This is a genomic window from Sorangium aterium, assembly GCF_028368935.1.
GTDB classification, from domain to species: domain Bacteria; phylum Myxococcota_A; class Polyangia; order Polyangiales; family Polyangiaceae; genus Sorangium; species Sorangium atrum.
On sequence record NZ_JAQNDK010000002.1, the window covers coordinates 95,571 to 112,730 of the forward strand.

14 protein-coding genes are annotated in these 17,160 nt (G+C 69.5%); 7 read left to right on the plus strand and 7 right to left on the minus strand.

Annotated elements, in window-relative coordinates; genetic code table 11:
* Window positions 1–144 precede the first annotated feature (144 nt).
* Window positions 145–552, plus strand: a complete 408-nt coding sequence (locus tag POL72_RS15245; RefSeq protein ID WP_272096043.1) for a nuclear transport factor 2 family protein — start codon at window positions 145–147, stop codon at window positions 550–552.
* A 30-nt stretch (window positions 553–582) separates the two neighbouring features.
* Here POL72_RS15245 and POL72_RS15250 read toward each other — a convergent pair whose 3' ends face one another.
* On the minus strand, window positions 583–1,260 hold the full coding sequence (locus tag POL72_RS15250) for a hypothetical protein (RefSeq protein ID WP_272096044.1): 678 nt from the start codon (window positions 1,258–1,260) through the stop codon (window positions 583–585).
* A 74-nt stretch (window positions 1,261–1,334) separates the two neighbouring features.
* Here POL72_RS15250 and POL72_RS51700 point away from each other — a divergent pair, with 74 nt between their 5' ends.
* Window positions 1,335–1,526 (plus strand): transglutaminase N-terminal domain-containing protein, encoded by a 192-nt coding sequence (locus POL72_RS51700; protein ID WP_373372223.1) that lies wholly within the window; start codon window positions 1,335–1,337, stop codon window positions 1,524–1,526.
* A 13-nt stretch (window positions 1,527–1,539) separates the two neighbouring features.
* On the opposite strand, the gene POL72_RS15255 is transcribed toward POL72_RS51700, so the two are convergent.
* Entirely contained in the window at window positions 1,540–2,076 is a 537-nt protein-coding gene (locus tag POL72_RS15255) for an RNA polymerase sigma factor (RefSeq protein ID WP_272096045.1), read from the minus strand.
* Complete coding sequence (locus tag POL72_RS15260; RefSeq protein WP_272096046.1) at window positions 2,052–2,483, minus strand: hypothetical protein; 432 nt, start codon at window positions 2,481–2,483, stop codon at window positions 2,052–2,054. Before POL72_RS15260 ends, POL72_RS15255 begins: the two co-directional genes overlap by 25 nt.
* Window positions 2,484–3,391: 908 nt before the next feature.
* On the opposite strand from POL72_RS15260, the gene POL72_RS15265 reads away from it, so the two are divergent.
* The 3 genes from POL72_RS15265 (at window position 3,392) to POL72_RS15275 (ending at window position 9,484) form a co-directional block, all read left to right on the plus strand.
* Window positions 3,392–5,329: an RICIN domain-containing protein gene (locus POL72_RS15265; protein ID WP_272096047.1), complete on the plus strand. Its 1,938-nt coding sequence runs from the start codon at window positions 3,392–3,394 to the stop codon at window positions 5,327–5,329.
* Between the two features lie 1,162 nt (window positions 5,330–6,491).
* Window positions 6,492–8,747, plus strand: a complete 2,256-nt coding sequence (locus tag POL72_RS15270) for a hypothetical protein (RefSeq protein WP_272096048.1) — start codon at window positions 6,492–6,494, stop codon at window positions 8,745–8,747.
* Window positions 8,748–8,956: 209 nt separating this feature from the next.
* Complete coding sequence (locus POL72_RS15275) at window positions 8,957–9,484, plus strand: RDD family protein (RefSeq protein ID WP_272096049.1); 528 nt, start codon at window positions 8,957–8,959, stop codon at window positions 9,482–9,484.
* Between the two features lie 212 nt (window positions 9,485–9,696).
* On the opposite strand, the gene POL72_RS15280 is transcribed toward POL72_RS15275, so the two are convergent.
* The 4 genes from POL72_RS15280 to POL72_RS15295 all read right to left on the minus strand — a co-directional run bounded on the left by POL72_RS15280 (window position 9,697) and on the right by POL72_RS15295 (window position 14,528).
* Window positions 9,697–10,857 (minus strand): epoxide hydrolase family protein, encoded by a 1,161-nt coding sequence (locus POL72_RS15280; RefSeq protein ID WP_272096050.1) that lies wholly within the window; start codon window positions 10,855–10,857, stop codon window positions 9,697–9,699.
* Between the two features lie 120 nt (window positions 10,858–10,977).
* Window positions 10,978–11,667: a helix-turn-helix transcriptional regulator gene (locus POL72_RS15285; protein WP_272096051.1), complete on the minus strand. Its 690-nt coding sequence runs from the start codon at window positions 11,665–11,667 to the stop codon at window positions 10,978–10,980.
* Window positions 11,668–11,754: 87 nt separating this feature from the next.
* On the minus strand, window positions 11,755–13,317 hold the full coding sequence (locus POL72_RS15290; RefSeq protein WP_272096052.1) for an MYXO-CTERM sorting domain-containing protein: 1,563 nt from the start codon (window positions 13,315–13,317) through the stop codon (window positions 11,755–11,757).
* 74 nt (window positions 13,318–13,391) lie between these two features.
* Complete coding sequence (locus tag POL72_RS15295) at window positions 13,392–14,528, minus strand: FAD-dependent oxidoreductase (RefSeq protein WP_272096053.1); 1,137 nt, start codon at window positions 14,526–14,528, stop codon at window positions 13,392–13,394.
* Window positions 14,529–14,611: 83 nt separating this feature from the next.
* On the opposite strand from POL72_RS15295, the gene POL72_RS15300 reads away from it, so the two are divergent.
* Together POL72_RS15300 and POL72_RS15305 are read left to right on the plus strand one after the other, a co-directional pair.
* On the plus strand, window positions 14,612–15,325 hold the full coding sequence (locus POL72_RS15300) for a TetR/AcrR family transcriptional regulator (protein WP_272096054.1): 714 nt from the start codon (window positions 14,612–14,614) through the stop codon (window positions 15,323–15,325).
* A gap of 237 nt (window positions 15,326–15,562) precedes the next feature.
* Window positions 15,563–17,068 (plus strand): carboxypeptidase-like regulatory domain-containing protein, encoded by a 1,506-nt coding sequence (locus POL72_RS15305; RefSeq protein ID WP_272096055.1) that lies wholly within the window; start codon window positions 15,563–15,565, stop codon window positions 17,066–17,068.
* The last annotated feature ends 92 nt before the right edge of the window (window positions 17,069–17,160 follow it).

Here is a 17,160-nt window from a genome sequence, read left to right on the forward strand (position 1 = left end):
ATGACGGCCCTCGAACAGGCCCGAGCGTTCATCGCCGCGCTCGAACGAGGCCGTCCAGATGCGAAGGCCCCACTGCTCGATCCTCACTTGTAAGAACAATGGCGGCGCCTGTTTTGGCGTCGGCTACTCAAAAGGAAAAAGAACATGGCGATTCAAATGAATAAGCGTCTTGTCGAAGAGTTTTTTGCAAGAGTCAGCAAGAATGATCTGGCCGGCGCATTCGCGATGATCCGTGACGACGTGGCCTGGTGGAGCGCCGGGGGCGAACATCTTCCATTTTCCGGCGTCAAGAATAGGTCAGAATTTATTGAGGCGATGAACGCCGTCGGCGCGATTTTTCCAAAAGGACTGAAGCTCGTTCCCACCGGCTTGGTCGCGGAAGACGACCGCGTCGCTGTGGAATTGGCTGGTCACGCGGTGACGGCGGAGGGCCGCAACTACGAGAACCTTTATCATTCCGTGATCACGTTCAGAGACGGAAAGATTGTCGCCGTGAAGGAGTATCACGACACGTTGTACGCAAAAATCGTTCTCGTCGACGGCCAACGGTGACGGCTGAGCAGGGAACCGCCTTGCGACGCGCTAGCGCGCCCCACGCGCGGCACCCACGAGCGCAACCGTGCCCATCCACCCGATCACCGAAAGCGCCGCGAGCTTCTGGAGCGCTGGCAAAAAGACGTGGCAGCCCGGCACCGCGATCGCATACGCGTAGTACGCGGCGTCCGCGCTGCCGAGCGCGAGCGAGAGCGCTCCGAGCCACGCCGAAAAGCGCAACGGTGACGAGCGGCTTTCGCCCGCATTGCCCCGTGCAAACGCGCCGGTCACGCCCAAGAGTGTTGCCAGCAGCCCGGGGATCGTCGCGACGAATACCGACACTTCGTGGAGCAGCGGCGAGACCACGGACGGCAGCCACGCGATCAGGTTCGTGCCTGCGGCGGAGAGCAGTCCGAACACGCGAACCGTGCCGCCGAGCCGGCCGCCGAGCAGGGCGCCGTGAACCCACCAGAACGGGACGAGCGCGAGGGAAAAGCAGACGAACGAGGCCTGCGCGAGCGAGCGAGCGCGCGTGTTGTCCACCCCGCGCTGGGTCACGGGCTGCGTGAGGTCGCAGAAGAAGTTGCCCCAGAATTCGTAGCCGGGCGCGTTTGCGTCGCAGAAGGTGCCGCCCGGATACGCGGCTGCGGCGAGCGCGGTGAGGACGAGAAACGCGGAGACCCCGACCAGGATCAGAGCGGGTGCGACACGGGTAGGCTGCCCCACGCGCTCGAGAATAGCACGAGGGCCGAGGCGTTCCGGGTCATGCTCGAAGCTCCGGCCGCCCGGGCAGTTTCACCATCGCGTATCGCGTCACGCATGTCACGAGCTACGAGTACGCGGAGCCCGTTTCGATCTGCCACAACGGGGCGCGGCTCACACCGCGGTCCACGAGCCACCACGACGCAGCGCCGCTCATCATCCTCGCCGCGGACGAAGCGCCCGGGTTAGCGCCGCGATCCCGCGGGCGCGCCAGCGGTAGGCCGTGCTGACCGGCGCGCCCTGCTACTCGGCAGCCTCCTCCATCGGCATCTCGAACATGTCGTGAGCGGCGATCACCGCGCCCTCGTGTTCGGGCAGCTGGTGCAAGGCTTCGAGGAAGGCCCGGCGCATCTCCTCGCGCTCGATTGTCTGATCGGGAGTCGGTGCCTCGTGCGCCGTGTGCGGCGGGGCCGCAACGATCTCCTCTCGTTGCACCCGGGCACTCTCGAGGTGATGGCGGACGCGGTGATAGGCCAGCGCCCGCAGCCAGACACGAAGCGCCTCCGCGGGCTGCACGTCCGGGTCGGGACGGTAGCGGTCCTCCTCCGAAGCTTCCCACGCTGCGAGGAGGACGTCTTGCGCGAGGTCTTTGACGTCCTCGTGTGTCGCCCGGGTACCTCGAAGGTAACGCGCGACGAGGGCGCGGACGAGGCCCACCTGCGCGGCGAGTTCGGCAGACGCAAGGCGCTTTGCCGCGAAGTCCCGCCCCGCGCGGTAGATGGCCGCGAGCGCGAAGAGGACGAGATGGCACAGCGCTACGTCGAATCCCGAGATCGCCATATGCTTGCCACGTGGACCGCGATGATGGCCATGAACATCACGATGAGGATCTGCTGGGCTCTCTGCCAGGTCAGGAAGATGTTGCCGCGGTAGGGCCCACCCGTGACCATCGCGAGCTCGACAGAGACGATGATGCCGGTTGCGACCGCCTTGAGCGACAGCGGCTCACGCGACCGAAACCAGACCAGGAGACATCCGAGCGACGCGCACATCGCCGCGAGCTCGACGGCCAGATAGAGACGCTGGAGGTCTGCGCCGCGCGGGTAGGTCGCCACCATGAAGGCCATGGCGGCTGCGTAGGCGATCAGGACGCCCCAGGGCTGGCGCTTCGTGAAGACCCAGATCGCGAGCGCGACGACGCCGGCGGGCCAGGCGATGAACAGGGCGCCGTCGATATCGACCGCCACGCGTTCCCAACCGACGAACGGGATGGCCGCTGGATCAAGGCCCTGCGCGCGCGCACGCGCGCGAGGCGACGCCGCTGTGTCAAGCGGGAGATCGTGTCCGAGCGACGACCTTCGCCGCACGCTCACCTCGACGGCGTCGCGGCCGCCGACCGGACGAGCAACGCGCGGGGGCTACCAGGGCTGCCGGCGGATGGGTGACGATTTCGTGAGAGAGGATCGGGGGCATCCGTAAGAGGCGCCACGGCGGGCGCCACCGGAGCACCGGTGCGCTGCACGGCCAGCGCCACCGCGACGGAGCCGAGGAGCCGGCCTTCGCTCAGAAGTTCGCCTGCTGGTTCCCGCAGCTGCCGATCGAGGCCGCGCAACCGGACACGTCGAAGGAGCTCCGCCGTCGCCTGGCGAGGGTGGCACCGTGCTCGCGCGCCGAAAGGCGCTTCGCCCTGCTGCGCGGGCGCCCGCGGCGGCCTGGATTCGCGCTCCGCGCGGTGCCTGCACGGTAGCGCGGGCGACGGCGGAGGGGCGCTCCGCTGAGGGCTCGGGCTCGGGGCAGGAGGGAGTGCAACACGAGGTCGGCTGCCGTGAAAAGCTGTCGGCCGGGCGATCTCAGCTAACGGCAGGATGGCGCTCTCCCTCCGTCGAGGGGAACCTTGGGTTTGACAGACACGGTGCGAGTTGAGCCGACCCTGATCTCGGCCTTGGACTGGGGGCGGCAGCTCGACGGGGAGTTGTTTGCGACGTCGCGCAACGACGACCCCCGGCGCGCGCGTGCCCCCGCTGCCGTCGGGGCTCCTTCGACGGGGCTGCCGGCTTTTTTTGCGCTTTCGCGAAACCGATGCCGATGTCCGCCGTTACTGGACCTGACGGCTCGATCGCTCGCCTGGGCGAAGAGAGCCGAAAGGGAGGAGTCCATGATCCGTTCCAGAGTCGGCCTGGTGTTCTCGCTCTCGACGCTCGCCCTCGGATTCTTGCAACAAGGTTGCGGGAGCGCCGACGTCGAGCCGTTCGATGAAGCTTCGACGACGTCCGTGGCGCCCGCCGCGCGCACCGCGTTCATCGCCCTGACCCCGATCTCCGCGGACAGGACGCCGGTCCTGCACCACCTCGCCGGCGAGCTCCAGGCGACTTCGGCGCGGCGCGCTCTCGACTCGCTCCGCTCCGACGACGCCGAGCGCAGCGACCTCCTCCTCCGAACGGGGGCGGTGATCGCCGACATGGAGCAGCTCGGTGAGGCAGACCTCGCGACATACCGGTCGCTGGTCGAGGCCGCGAGCGAGGCCGGGGTCCCGTTCGTCTTCGAGAATGTCCGCGACTCGGCGCGCATGGCCGCGGTGTTCGGCTACGGCGTCGCGGGCGACGTGGCCATCGTGGAGCCATCGCGCGGGGGAACGAAGTTCGATATCAAGCTCTACGGGAACATCGAGACGACGGCGGTGAAGTCCCCCTCCGCCACGCTCAAGGTGAGCCACGAGGCCGCTACCTTGCCCGCCGAGGAGCTGGCGGCGCGCGCGTCGGGCCGTGAGCACGCCGAGCAGGCCGTGGAGGGCGCCACGCCCGCGGCAGGTCCGTCGCGCGAGGAGGTCGCGGCCCAGGTGGCGGCGCGCATCCGCACGCTCGCGACTGCGCCCGTCGTGCAGCCGTTCGCCCTCTCCGTCGCGAGCGCGGCCCCTCCAGGCACCTACCGCCAGTTCATCGTGAACGGCTCCTCGTGGTGGACCGTCCCCGGCACCTCGCAAGTCGCGACCTTGGATCTGAGCTACGAGGTCGAGCTCGTCGCTTCCACCACGCCCAACAACAAATTCATGGTCATCACCGGCGTGGGCGCGGGAGCAAACCCGGGACCGCTGAACACGAACAGCAATTTCAACCGGGGCTATTACCAGCAGCAGCTGAACGTCAGCGTCGTGCCTGGCAGCACGGCGCTGAGCCCGTACGCCCACGTGCCCAACTCCCCGAACGGGCAAAACTCGTTCACGCGCTCTGTCGGCTGCAGCGTCGGCGCGCAGGGGGGCACCGACGCGGCCAGCGCCAGCTTCTCGTGCAGCTTCCAGGACAGCGCCACGGTGTCCTTGTCCGACTTCACCGCGATCGATCAGAGCACCGGGCTGACGTCGGCCTGGAGCTACCGGATGACCTCGGCGCAGGGCCATCCGTACTGGAACCCCGTCGACCTCGTCGACCAGTGGACCGGGACGCTCCATACGCTGCCGTTCCTGGCGGTCTCGACCCTCCAGCCGACGTATCAGACCGTCTATTCCGCGCCGAGCTCGTTCAACGGCAAGGTGCCGCTCTCCGTCATGCACACCCAGGTGCTCCAAGGGATCTATGTCGACTGGAATTTCTTTTACGTCCAGGCGCATCCTCAAGGATACTCTGTCTCCCCCAAGCTCGACACGACCGTGGACTTTGGCAGCGTGAGCAGCACCAACCCGGCGGTGACCTTCACCAACCAGAACAGCGGCCTCAACATGGATGTCTACTACTCGGAGACGACGCCGCTCTCGCCGATCATCCAATGGCCTGCGACCGGCAACCCCAACCAGAGCTTCGAGCTCATCCCGACGGGTGACCCCGACGGGAGCGTGTTCATCAAGCCGAAGCACAGCGGGCTCTGCTTCGACATCTATTACTCGAGCCTCGAGGACGGTGCCGAGCTCATTCAATACACCTGCACGGGCAACCCCAACCAGAAGTTCGTCCTGCGGCCGGTGGGCGCTTATCGGTCGATCATGAACGTGAACAGCCAGAAGTGCCTGAGCGTCGAGGGTGCCAGCACCGCGGGGTATGCCCATATCGTTCAGGAGCCCTGCAACACCGCGCTCCCGGAGCAGCTCTTCCTCCCGCGCTGAGGAGCGCGCGCCCCTTGCCACATTGGCCGGCGCTGCTGACGGATGTCGAGCGCCTCGGCCAGCGACCCGACGAGGGAGCCGATGGCGTTCGGGTTCGACGCCACGTAGCTGAGCACATTACCCGCCCCCGTCATGGCGAGCGCACGCCGCCGTCGTCGAGGCACGGCTGCGCCCGGAGCACGCCGCCCCGGCCCTGCGACCGGGCAATCGGGTGGTCGTCGTCGGCGTCGCGTTCGTCTAGACTCGGAGGATGCTCGAACCGCTGTCGGAGGTCCGTCGACTCGGAAGCCTGAGCTTCGCGAAGCGGGGGCGGGCGCTTGCCCTGCTCGCCCGCGGCTGGGATCAGGCCACGGCCGATCGGGTCATGGCCGCGCTGGATGGGGGCGACGGCGACGAGCGGCGGCTGGCGCTGGACCTGGCGACCTATCGTCGGGACGTGGCGCGCATCGAGAGGGCGCTACGCGACCCCATGATGCGTCGGGCCGCGCTCTCTTCGGCGCGCCGGGTGCCCGTGTCGGACGAAGCGTTGCTCGAGGTGCTGCGCGAGGGGAATCGCCGCGAGGCGCGCGGGGGGGTCATGATCATGCAGAGGCGCCGTCTCGTCGCCCAGGCGACGGCGGTCATTCCCCTGGTCATCGCCAGGCATGGTGTGGGGCTCGCGACACGCCTCTTCGCGACATGCGATCTCGACACGCTGGAACATCACGCGGCCGAGCACGAGGCCGCGTGGCGCGAGCTGGTGGCGCGTGCGCCGGAGCGGGGCCTTCGCGTGGCACTGGCGACGAGGCGTAAGATCACGGCGGACGAGGCCACGCTGTTCTGCACCCGATATCCGAGGGAGGCCCTGGCGCTGCTCGTGCGGCGGGATGCCTTGGATGGGAGGGCGATCCACGCCCTGGCGATGGCTTGCCCGGCCGATCTGCTCGAGGTCTTGCGCCGGAACGACTGGACCGTCCCTCTCGCCAATGGTCCGCTTCCCTCCGGATTGCTGCCGATCTCGACGCTGCCGGCCGAGGACGTGCTGGAGCTCCGGAACCGGTGCAAGCCCCTCGACGCCTCCGCCGATCCGCTCTTCCGCTTCCTGCCTCTGACCGAGCGCGAACGTCTCCTTGGCGCCGAGCTGGAACAGGCCGCGACGGCGGCATGGTCGCCCCGTCGTGGCATGGACGCGCGGCTGGCCACGATGCCACCGGCGAGCGTCGCGCGGCTCACGGCGGCGTCCCTGAGTCCTCCCGTCGATCCGGACACGCGGCGCAAGCGGCTTCAGGCCATCGAGAAGCACCTCGACCTTGCCCAGCTGCGATCGGAGCACGAGGCGCTGGGCGCGGCCAGGGACCGGGGCGAACGCGCGGCGCGGATGGTTGCGCTTGTGCGTTCGCTCCGCCGCGGCGCCGACCCGGCGACCTGCGCGTCCGTCCTCGCCGAGGTGGAGCCGGCATGGCATGGCTCCAGCCGCCATCTGGTCATGGCCGAGCTGGCCCAGCTGTCCGATCGTCAGGTCTCGGAGATCCCGGTGCAGACCTATCGGGACGCCCTGCTCACGACAGTGCAGTCGCGCGAGTCGAACGCAACCACCCTGGCCCAGGCCGAGCGGGCCGTGCACAAGGCCATCGGCGCCGCGATCCTCCGGGACGACATCCCGCGCGCGGCGCAGCTGCTCGGGCTCCTGGTTCAAATTCGCCTGGATCCCCGGGTGCGCTGGCGCGCCGACAAGGCGCCGGCGCCCGGCCAGAAGCCGCCCATGGAGTATTTGCCCAGCCCGCTGCGCATCGCCGAAGGTCTCGCCGCCCGGCTCCATGCGGCCTACGAGGGCGTTCGCCTCGACGGCACCACACCCATGCTGGGACCGGTGGCGGTCGGTCGCTACGAGCCCGAGGCGGAGCGGCTCATCCTGGACCTGCTCCTCGGAAGAACACCGAAGGCGCCGCGGCTTCCGCGCAAGCCCGTCACATGCGGCGGGCCGCTGGACGAGGTGATGAGATACGTCCCGGAGATCAGCTTGAAGGAGACTGCCCTGGTCGACGAGCTGCTGGATCGGGACGACACCACCGATCCCCACAAGACCGATCTGGTGGCGGCGATCTCACGATCGGCCCCCGGGCGGTGGACGCCTTCCCAGCGCAGGCGCTTCACGCAGCATCTCCTGCGGGTGGCACGGGACGCCAGCCTCGACCTCTCGAGGCGCGTCAAGGCCATCGGCCGCGTCGACGACGCGCCGCTGCTGCTCGAGCTGCTGCCGGGAGCGGCCGGGCCGGTCGCCGCCGCGATCCTGGCGCGGTGCGCCCGGATCGCTCCGCCGACCGCCGAGCTCCGGCGGCTGTTCCTGGAGCGCGCGCGAAGATCCGGCGTGGTGGGGCGCGCGGCGATGAGCGCCCTCAACGTGCTGTCCGAGCGTATGCCCGGTCCGTTCGATCTGGCGCCGTACCGTGAGCTGCTGCTGTCGAAGGACTGCGCGGTGGTCAACCGCAAGAACGCCGCCAACAGGGTCTCAGCCTCTGCGACCGTGGAGGCTCGCGACCTCCTGATGGGGGCGTGGCGGTCCGACGACCTGCACCCGAGCATCCAGCCGGACATCCTGGCGGGGTTGCTGCGCTTCGTCGACCAGGCCGACGTCCGACAGGTGCTCATCGGCGGCATCACGACGGTGCCGGAGATGTGGCCGCTGCTCAACCCCGGGTCGAGGCTCCTGTTCCCGAACGAGTCGCAGGCGCGATCCGAGGTGGCCCGCGGCTTCGTGGCCTTGGCCGAGGCGCTGGTCGAATCCGGCGACGAGCGTATCGCTTCCACGGCAGCGGGCGTCTGCATCGCCCAGCATGACCTGTGCTCGGAAGGGCTTGGTCTGGCTACCAGGCTCCTCGCCGAGGCGCGCACCTCCGGCCGCGTCCTGGTCCAGACCGTCGACTCATTGAGCCGCCTCCCTGACGACGCCGGATTACCCCACTGGCAGGCGGCGCTGGCCCGGCTCGTCGCAGCAGCGAGCGGCGGTCAAACCTGGGCACTGGCCCGACTGGCGCGGCTCGCGCCCAGGCCACGGGCGTTCCGGATCGCGCTCGGCCTGGCCCAGAAGGCTGCAGGCCTGCGCTTCACGGCCGCCGCCTCGCTGAAGGAGATCCTCGACGTCGATCTCGTCGAGGTCAGGTTCGCGACGGAGCTATGGTCGGAGTATCTGGCCCTGGTGGACGAACAGCCAGCGCGTCGGATCCCCTCCACCGGCAAGCTGAAGGATCCCGGGCTCGCCGCCTCCCTGGTCGATTGGCTCATCCAGCATGGCGGACTGGGGGCCGCGCTGTCGGCTGCCGAGCTGTCGCTGCAGGTCGAGAAGCAACTCCGAGACAGCCCCGCGTGGCGCGCTCGGCTGGACGCCATCCGCGCAATGCACGCCGACGCCGCCGAGCGCTTGCTGCTGGCGGACACCTAGCTTCGTCGGTGTCGCGCTCTGCTCCTGCGCCAACCGGACAGCCCTCGCGGCGGGGCGCGGGGGAACATGGCGGACGAGGCGGCGTCCGCACCGTCGACGCCGAGAGGTGGCCGTCGCCCTCGATGGTCGACCAGCAGCGGCGGCAGGGCACCATCGTCGGAACCGTGGTTGTCAATTGACGCGCGGCTGCGGTCGGCGTTGCATGAGCCATGGCCCAATTCGCTCCCAACCCGTATCAACCGCCGACCTCGATCGAGCCGATGGCTGACTCGGAGCGAGCCCGCGATGGCAGCGCGTCGCGCATGTCGCGCTTCTGGGCGGCGATGATCGACGGGGTTCTGGCGATCGTCATCTTCGTCCCGCTGCAGTATTTCGCCGGTGTCTATCGCGACTTTCCGAAGATCTCCGAGCCGCCGTTCTGGCAATCGTTGTTGTGGGCGCTGGCGGGGTTAGCGATCACCCTGGTGCTGCACGGCACGTTCCTCGCCCGCAGCGCGCAGACCATCGGCAAGAAGGCGCTGGGCATACAGATCGTCAACGCCAGCGACGGCAAGCCCGCGGCCTTCGGTACGATCGCCTTGCGACGGCTCCTGCCGATGTCGCTAGTGGCTCTGATCCCGTACGTGGGCGGCGTCCTCAGCATCATCAACCCGTTGTTCATCTTTCGCAAGGATCGGCGCTGCGTCCATGATCACATCGCGGGCACACGCGTCGTGAAGCTGGACCGAAGCAAGTAGGCCCGAGCGGCATCGCCCTGGCGGTCCTGTTCGGCCACCAGGTGCCGTTGGTCTGCCACGTCCACGCGTCGTCTCTTCACCTCCGGCCCGACGTGCTGCGCGTCGCGGCCGGGTGAGCCATGAGGCGCGGCGCGATCCCACCGGGGTTGGGTGGAGCTTCAGGGAAGCTCCCAAATGCGCAACCGAATGCCTGGAGTGTGGACAGGAAGGTTCTAGGACAGCGAACCGAAGAACTCCCGCAGATCGCCGGCCAGCGCCATGGGCGTCTCCGTCGCCAGGAAATGCCCGCCGCGCGCCAGCTCGGTCCAGCGCACGATGTGGTGGTCGCGCTCGGCCAGCCGGCGCACCGCCACGTCCTGCGTCAGCGACACGGCCACGGCCATGGGCACGGTGCCGCGCGGCTTGGGTGCCCAGGCGGACGGGTCGTTGAAGGCTTCATAGTACAGGTTGGCCGAGGGGCCGCTGGTGCCGGTGAACCAGTACAGGCTCACGTTGTCCAGCAGCGCGTCCAGGCCCACCGCATCCTCCGGCAGCGCGGCCGCGGGATCGGTCCATTCCTTGAACTTCTCGACGATCCAGGCCAGCTGGCCCACCGGCGAATCATGCAGCCCGTAGCTGAGCGTCTGCGGCCGCGTGCCCTGGATGTGCGCGAAGCCCATCATCCGGTCGCGGAAGTTCTGCAGCCGCTCCAGGCGCTGCTGCTCCGAGGCCGTCAGGCCCTCCAGCTCGGCGGGGTCGCCGGATGGAAACGTCACCAGCGCATTGCAGTGCACGCCGCTGACATGCTCGCTGTCGGCGCGGCCCAGCTCCACCGCGATGAACGCGCCCACGTCGCCGCCTTGCACGCCGTAGCGCGTGTAGCCCAGGCGCTGCATCAGCGCCGCGAAAGCACGGGCACAGCGGCCGTGGTTCCAGCCAGCGTCGGCCAGCGGCGTCGAGAACCCGTGACCCGGGATCGACGGGATCACCAGGTGGAAAGCCTGCGACGGGTCGCCGCCGTGGCGGCGCGGGTCGGACAGCGCGTCCGCCACGCGGTCGAACTCGGCAAAGCTGCCGGGCCAGCCGTGCAGCAACAACAGGGGCTGCGCGTCCGGCTCGGGCGAGCGCAGGTGCACGAAGTGGATCGTCTGGCCATCGATCCGGGTGGTGAACTGCGGGCGGCTGTTCAGGTGGGTCTCGCAGCGTCGCCAGTCGTACTGATGCAGCCAGTGCGCGGCCAGCCGCTGCAGGTAGGCCACCGGCACGCCCCTCACCCAGTCGCCGCCCGGCAGCTGCGCCGGCCAGCGCGTGCGCGCCAGGCGTTCGCGCAGGTCGTCGATGTCGGCTTGCGGAATGTCGATGCGAAAGGGGTGGATCTCGGAGTCGCGGTGCATGGGAGTCCTCGGGGTGGTCGAGCTCGCCGGTGCGAGCCGGCGATGCCACCGTATCCACCGGCGTGGGCCCCGTATTGGAAGAAAACGACAGACTCGGGACTCGCCGGACCGTCTGGGCCCTCAGCGCCCGGCCCTGGGCCGGGCCGCAGCCCGCGCCACTTCGCCGGGCGTCCTGCCCATGATCCGCTTCAGCGAATTGCCCAGGTGCGCCTGGTCGGCGTAGCCGCAGGCGGCAGCCACGTCGGCCGGCGCATTGCCATGCATCAGCTGCTGCAGCGCCGCCTGCGCACGGTGGATCTGCGACAGCTGCTTGGCCGTGAGACCGGTGGCGCTCAGGAAACGGCGCTGCACCGAGCGGAGGCTGGTGCCGGCTCGATCGCCTTGCAGCACGCGGAACACCACCGGGTCCGCCACCAGCAGGTCGGCCCCGATGAGGCGCGCCACCAGATCGTCGGCGTTCTCGAAGTCGGGCACCTCGAAGGCTCGCGGCCCCAGCAGGAACGAGCGCGAGTTCGCCAGCGGGCGCAGCACGCCCTGGTCCAGCATGCCCATCGCCGGCACCCCCGGCATGAACACGCCTGGCCGGAAGGCGATGCTCAGGTACTCGTCGCCGGTCTCGTAGCCCAGCGCCACCGGGTGCGTGATCAGACCGGTATGCAGCACCTGCAGCCGGCCGCGGCGCTTCATGAACACAAGGTCCCAGCAGCCGTCGGGCAGGGACTGGTCCTGCGTGTCGTCGCCATAGGCGACGTGCGTGATCCGCTGCACCAGCGCGTGGTCGCTGCCGCGGATGGAGCGCGTGGTCCTCATGGGCAGCTTCCCCTCGTCATGCTGCCCAGTATGGCCGACCCTGCGGTCCACCGCGAGCCCGGGTGGATCGCAGTCGCCCCTCGCCACCTACCTGGCGTCGCTCAGCGGTGAGGAGGCCTGTCGTCGCCGGAGGGCGAGCGCGGCGAGGACCGCCGCCAGGAGACCAAGGGCGTGATTCCCGCCGACGCCCGCGGCGCGGCAGCCGCAGCCCTCGCCGTCACTGGAGGCGTCGCCACCCCCGCTGGCCGCGCCGGCGCCGCTGCCTGCGCCCGTGCCGCCTGCGCCGCCCGCCTCGCCCCCGCCCGCGGAGCCGGCGCCGCTGCCCGTCCCGCCCGCAGACCCGGTGCCGCCGCCCATCCCGCCCGAGCCGGTAGTGCCGCCCGCGCCCCCTTCGCCGGAGGGCCCCGGCGGCGGCACCGTCGCGCAGTCGCCAAGCGAATGTTCGAGCGCGCCGAGCGTGAAGCTCCCGCTGCCCGGCCGCCCGCGCGCGCAGTAGTCGTCGGTCACCGCGGCCTCGGCGGGCGCTTTGCCGACGAGCGACGCAACATCCCCTTTGAGGTGCAGGTCGCCGAGGCCTGGATCTTCGTACCACGTCTGGAACGTCGCGAGTCCTACCTCGACCAGATTGTCACTCTCCTGATGCGTGCCCCCGTCGCGGTCGCGGATCTTGCCCGTGAGGACGTTGCCGCGCGCGACGCCGCTCGTCGTCGCGAAGCGGAAGTCGATCCCGCTCGTCGCGATCAGCGTATTGAAATGCAGCTGCGTGTCCGTAGCGCGGTTCAAATAGACCCCGACGTCCGAGCAGCTCGCGATGATGTTGTTCCGCATCGTCCCGCCGGTGTGCTCGACCTCGCAGGGCACGTCGGGGTCGTAGGCCGGGGCGCAGTACTGCGCCCCCGTGCCGCCGCCGCCGAACGACAGCCCGATGCGCGCCCCGTCCGGCGAGCCGGCGGTGGTGCAGACGACGAGGTTGCGCTCGAAGAGCCCGTCCGAGCCGCCGCTCTTCATGAACGCGCCGTAGCTGACAGTGTCGCCGCCGTCTTTCTGGAAGTCGTGCAGGTAGCTGTCGCGCACGGTCCAGCGCTTGCCGCCGTCGATGTTGATCTTGGTGACGGGATTGCCGGTCCTGCGCGGGTGGGTGTCGAACAGCTCCGATCGCTCGATCAGCCCGTCGTCGGGGGCCGTCCAGACGCCGCCCACCTGCGCAGCGTTGATCTTGAGCTGGGCGTTGAAGTCCCGCACCTTCGAGCGGCGGAGGGTGAAGCGGCTCGCTGCCCCGACCACGTGGAAGGCATGCTCGCAGTCCGAGTCGTCGGCGCAGACGCCGCGGATATCGAGGTCTTCGAAGTGCCAGTTCGGGCCGCTGACCTTGAAGCCTTCGACGCCCGACAGCTCGAGGATCGCGCCGAGCGGCTCGGCGGCGCGCACGACGATCGGCGCGGCCTCGGTGCCCGCGGCCGCGCAGGAGACGCCGTCGAAGGCGTAGGTGCCCGAGGCGAGGACGATCTCGTCGCCGGCCTTGGCCGCGCCGATCGCGGCGACGAGCTCGTCGGTTGTGCCGACCGGCACGACGGCCGCCGCGGCGGGGGCGGGGAGGAGGAGGGAGGTGAGCAGGGCGAGCGGAGCGACGGGCGCGCGGCGTGGCGACATGGCTGCCAGAATGCGCGGGCGCGCTCGTCCGTCAAGACGGCGCGTGCGACGTGTGACCCCCGCGACGGGGCAAGCTAGCCGCTCGACCGCGCTTCCCCGCCCGACAGAAACGCGAGGAGGCCGTGCGGGGCCGTCTCGCCGAAGCAAAGCTCGAAGGTCGCCGCGGCCTCGGGAGCGGCCTTCGCTCCACGAACGAACATCTCTTCTTCGTATCCGGCGAGCGCGGCTTCGAGGTCATCCGGGTGCGCCGCGATGGCCTTGCCGAGCTCCGCGCCGTCGACCATCGCGAGGTTTGCGCCCTCCCCGTCGGGCGGGCTCAGGTGCGCGGCGTCGCCGAGGAGCGTCACGCCGGGCACGCGATCCCAGCGATGCCCGGCGGGGAGCTTGTGGATCACGCGCAGGACCGGATCGGTCTCGCCGTCGGTGATGAGCGCGGTCAGGGCCGGAGCCCAGCCTTCGAGCTCCGCGGCGACGCGCGCCCGCGCCGCCTTCGGTTCGGTGAAGTCGATGCTCTCGAACCACGCCTTTGGCTTCGTGAGCGCGACGTAGGTGTGGAGGACGCCGTTCGTCTCGCGGTGCGTGATGATGCCTTTGCCGGGCGTGAGCGCGTAGAGCGCGCCCCCGCCGACGAGCCTGGCGCTGGCGGGATGCCGCGCGTCGGCGTCGAGCAGGTACGTCTCGACATAGGCAGTGCCGACGTATTCGGGCTTCACGTCGGAGAGGAGCGGCCGGATCTTCGACCACGCGCCGTCGGCGCCGACGACGAGGCCGGTGGTCACGGTCGACCCGTCCGCGAAGGTGAGCTCGTGCCTTCCGTCGCCGAGCGGGCGCGCGCCCGTGAGCTTCTTGCCCCATTGCACGGTGTCGGGCGGGAGCGAGTCGAGGAGGATGCGCCGGAGGTCGCCGCGGAGCACCTCGGGGCGAACGCCGGCGCCGTCGTCCGGCTGGTCGAGGAGGACCGTGCCCTGCGGATCGACCATGCGCATCGCCTCACCGCCTTCGTGGACGATGCGGCGGAGCTCGTCGAAGAGGCCGGCGGCCTTGAGCGCGAGCTGGCCGTTGTAGTCGTGGATGTCGAGCATACCGCCCTGGGTACGCGCCTCGGCGGAGGCGTCCGCCTCGTACACGGTCGCCCGGATCCCGTGGACGTGGAGGACGCGCGCGAGGGTGAGCCCGCCCGGTCCGGCGCCGATGATGGAGATAGAAGTCATGGTGATTCCTCTCGGCCTTCAGCCTGGAACATCGTTCCACTCATTGATCTGGAACGCCGCTCCAGACCTGTCAAGATGGAGCCTTGGCGAAGAAGTCGACGCGAGGGCCGGAGCGCGAGAGGCGCCGCGAGGATGCGCTCACGCGCGAGCGGATCGTCGATGCGGCGATCGCGCTGCTGGACGCGGACGGTGAGGATGGGCTGACGTTCCGCGCGCTCGCGGCGAGCCTGGCGACGGGCCCGGGCGCGATCTACTGGCACGTCACGAACAAGGGCGAGCTCCTCGTCGCCGCGACCGACGCCGTGGTCGCGCGCACGATGGGCGAGGTGCGCGGCTCGACAAGGCCGCACGAGGCGATCCATCGCATCGCGCTCGGCGTGTTCGACGCGATCGAGGCGCATCCGTGGGTGGGCGCGCAGCTCTCACGCGCTCCGTGGGAGACGGCGATGCTGCGGATCTACGAGCGCCTCGGCCGCCAGGTCGAGGCGCTGGGCGTTCGCGGGCGCGCCCAGTTCACCGCGGCGTCGACGCTGCTCGGCTACGTCATCGGCGTGAGCGTCCAGAACGCCACGGCGAGCCAGTTCGCGCGCCGCGAGCTCGCGCCGTCGACGAACCGCGTCGACTTCCTCGAGGCGGCAGCGGCGCGCTGGAGCGAGCTCGACGCCCGGGAGTACCCGTTCACGCGGAGCGTCGCCGCCCACCTCCCCGGCCACGACGACCGCAAGGAGTTCCTCGCCGGGATCGACCTGATCCTCGCCGGAATCGCGGGCCGCCCGATCTCGTCCTCAGCGACGTGATGATGCCCGAGGAGGGTCAGAAATCTGCGGATTGGCAAGGCCATCAACAGCGGCTGCTCTACGTGCGACATCGGCAGGCTGAACGACACCGATCGACTCGACGAGATCTGCGGCCGCGAAGCTTGTGAAGTAATGTAAAATCTCTTGACGGACCGGGGTCCCGACCTTCTTAGAGGCCCAAGATCGGGCGAGCACGGCCGCGCGCCCGTTCCACCTGTCGTGAAAGGATCCTTGTCGATGAAAACCAGGTTACGCCCCTTGCCCCCTCTCCTGCTCGCGCTCTCTGCCCTTGTCCTTTCGTCCTGCGGAGTCGAGCCGATCGAGGAGCAGCCATCCTTGGACATCGCCGAGGCTGCGTTGAACGGCGCCGTCGCGATCGCGGGGCACGTCGGCAACGACACCTCGAACGCAGGGATGAGCGGCGTCATCGTCCAGCTCAGCGGCGCTGCGAGCGCGCAGGCCGTCACCGACAGCCACGGCAACTTCCTCTTCACCGGCTTGCCCGCGGGCACGTACACGCTCACCCCGTCCAAGCCGGGCGCGACGATCACGCCGAGCACGGTCAACCTCGGCAGCGTCACGGCCGATCGGATCCAGAGCTTCACCTGCGCCGGCGCCTGCGGCGCGGGCCCGGCCGTCGATCCTTACAAGGAGATCGCGATCGTCGATCCGTCGGTCACGCAGGACGCGCGCACCTCGAACGCGACCGGCGGGCCCTGGAGCTTCCGGTACCTGATCGAGCAGATGACCCCGAGCGGCGTCGATCCTGCGGATTTCGTGGCGGAGTGGCTGGAGGGCTTCCAGCCGCTGACGATCAACGGTTATCCCACGACGAACCGGGGGACGCTCTCGCTGCTGAACCTCTGGCCGACGCGGCCGGACGGCAAGCTCGATGTCGCGCAGGCGCCGTTCCGGCTCCTCGGCATCTTCAACCGGACCGACCTGCACGCGAGCGGCAGCGGCGAGGCGCGCTTCGTGTTCGGCATCGTTCCGCCGAATCACTTCATCGGTGGAATGACGGTGATCTTCGAGTACCGCCTGCCGACCAACTCGATCGCGCCGGATCGGCACAGCTGGATTGCCCGCTTCCACGCGCTCGGGCAGCACGCCTTCGGCGCCCAGTACAACCAGCAGCTCCAGGAGATCACGGATCTCTTCACGCAGCGCGGCGCCGAGCGCAGCACGATGGGCAACCCCAACGCGAGCGCGCTCGCCCAGCTCCGCACGAGCGAAGACCTCATGGGCGCTCCCTGGTCGTGGCGGGAGTTCCACCTCGTCCCCGAGCCGACGGGCTACCAGGCCTTCCTTCGGCTCGTGGAGACCGCCCAGACGCCGGACCAGCAGCTCAACGGCGACGCCGGCCTCGAGGCCTTCCTGCTCGCGAACCGCACCGGGATCATCGCCGGCGCGACGCCGCTCGACCCCTCGTTCCTCGGCGGCGAGGCGGAGGGCAACGTCGTGCCTTCCGCCACGAAATGGGTCTTCCCCGGCGCGGACGAGCCGCTGCGCCACGCGTTCGCCGGGCAGACCTGCAACGGGTGCCATAACGCGGAGACCCAGCAGCTCGCCACCTTCTATCATGTGGCACCGTTCGCGACCCCCGGCCCCGACGGCACCGGCGTCCTGTCGAATTTCGTCAAGCAGGTCGAGATCCCGCGGCGGGTGAGCTTCATGCAGAACCGGCTCAGCTGCAGCACCCTCGCGGGGGACTGCTCGCCAGGATCCGAGTCGGTTGCCCCCTGACCGTCCTCCGCGCGATCGTCGCTAGCGGCCGCGCATCTACGATCACGGGCCCAAAAGCGGTGCGTCGCATCCTCGATCATCTCGACCTCCCC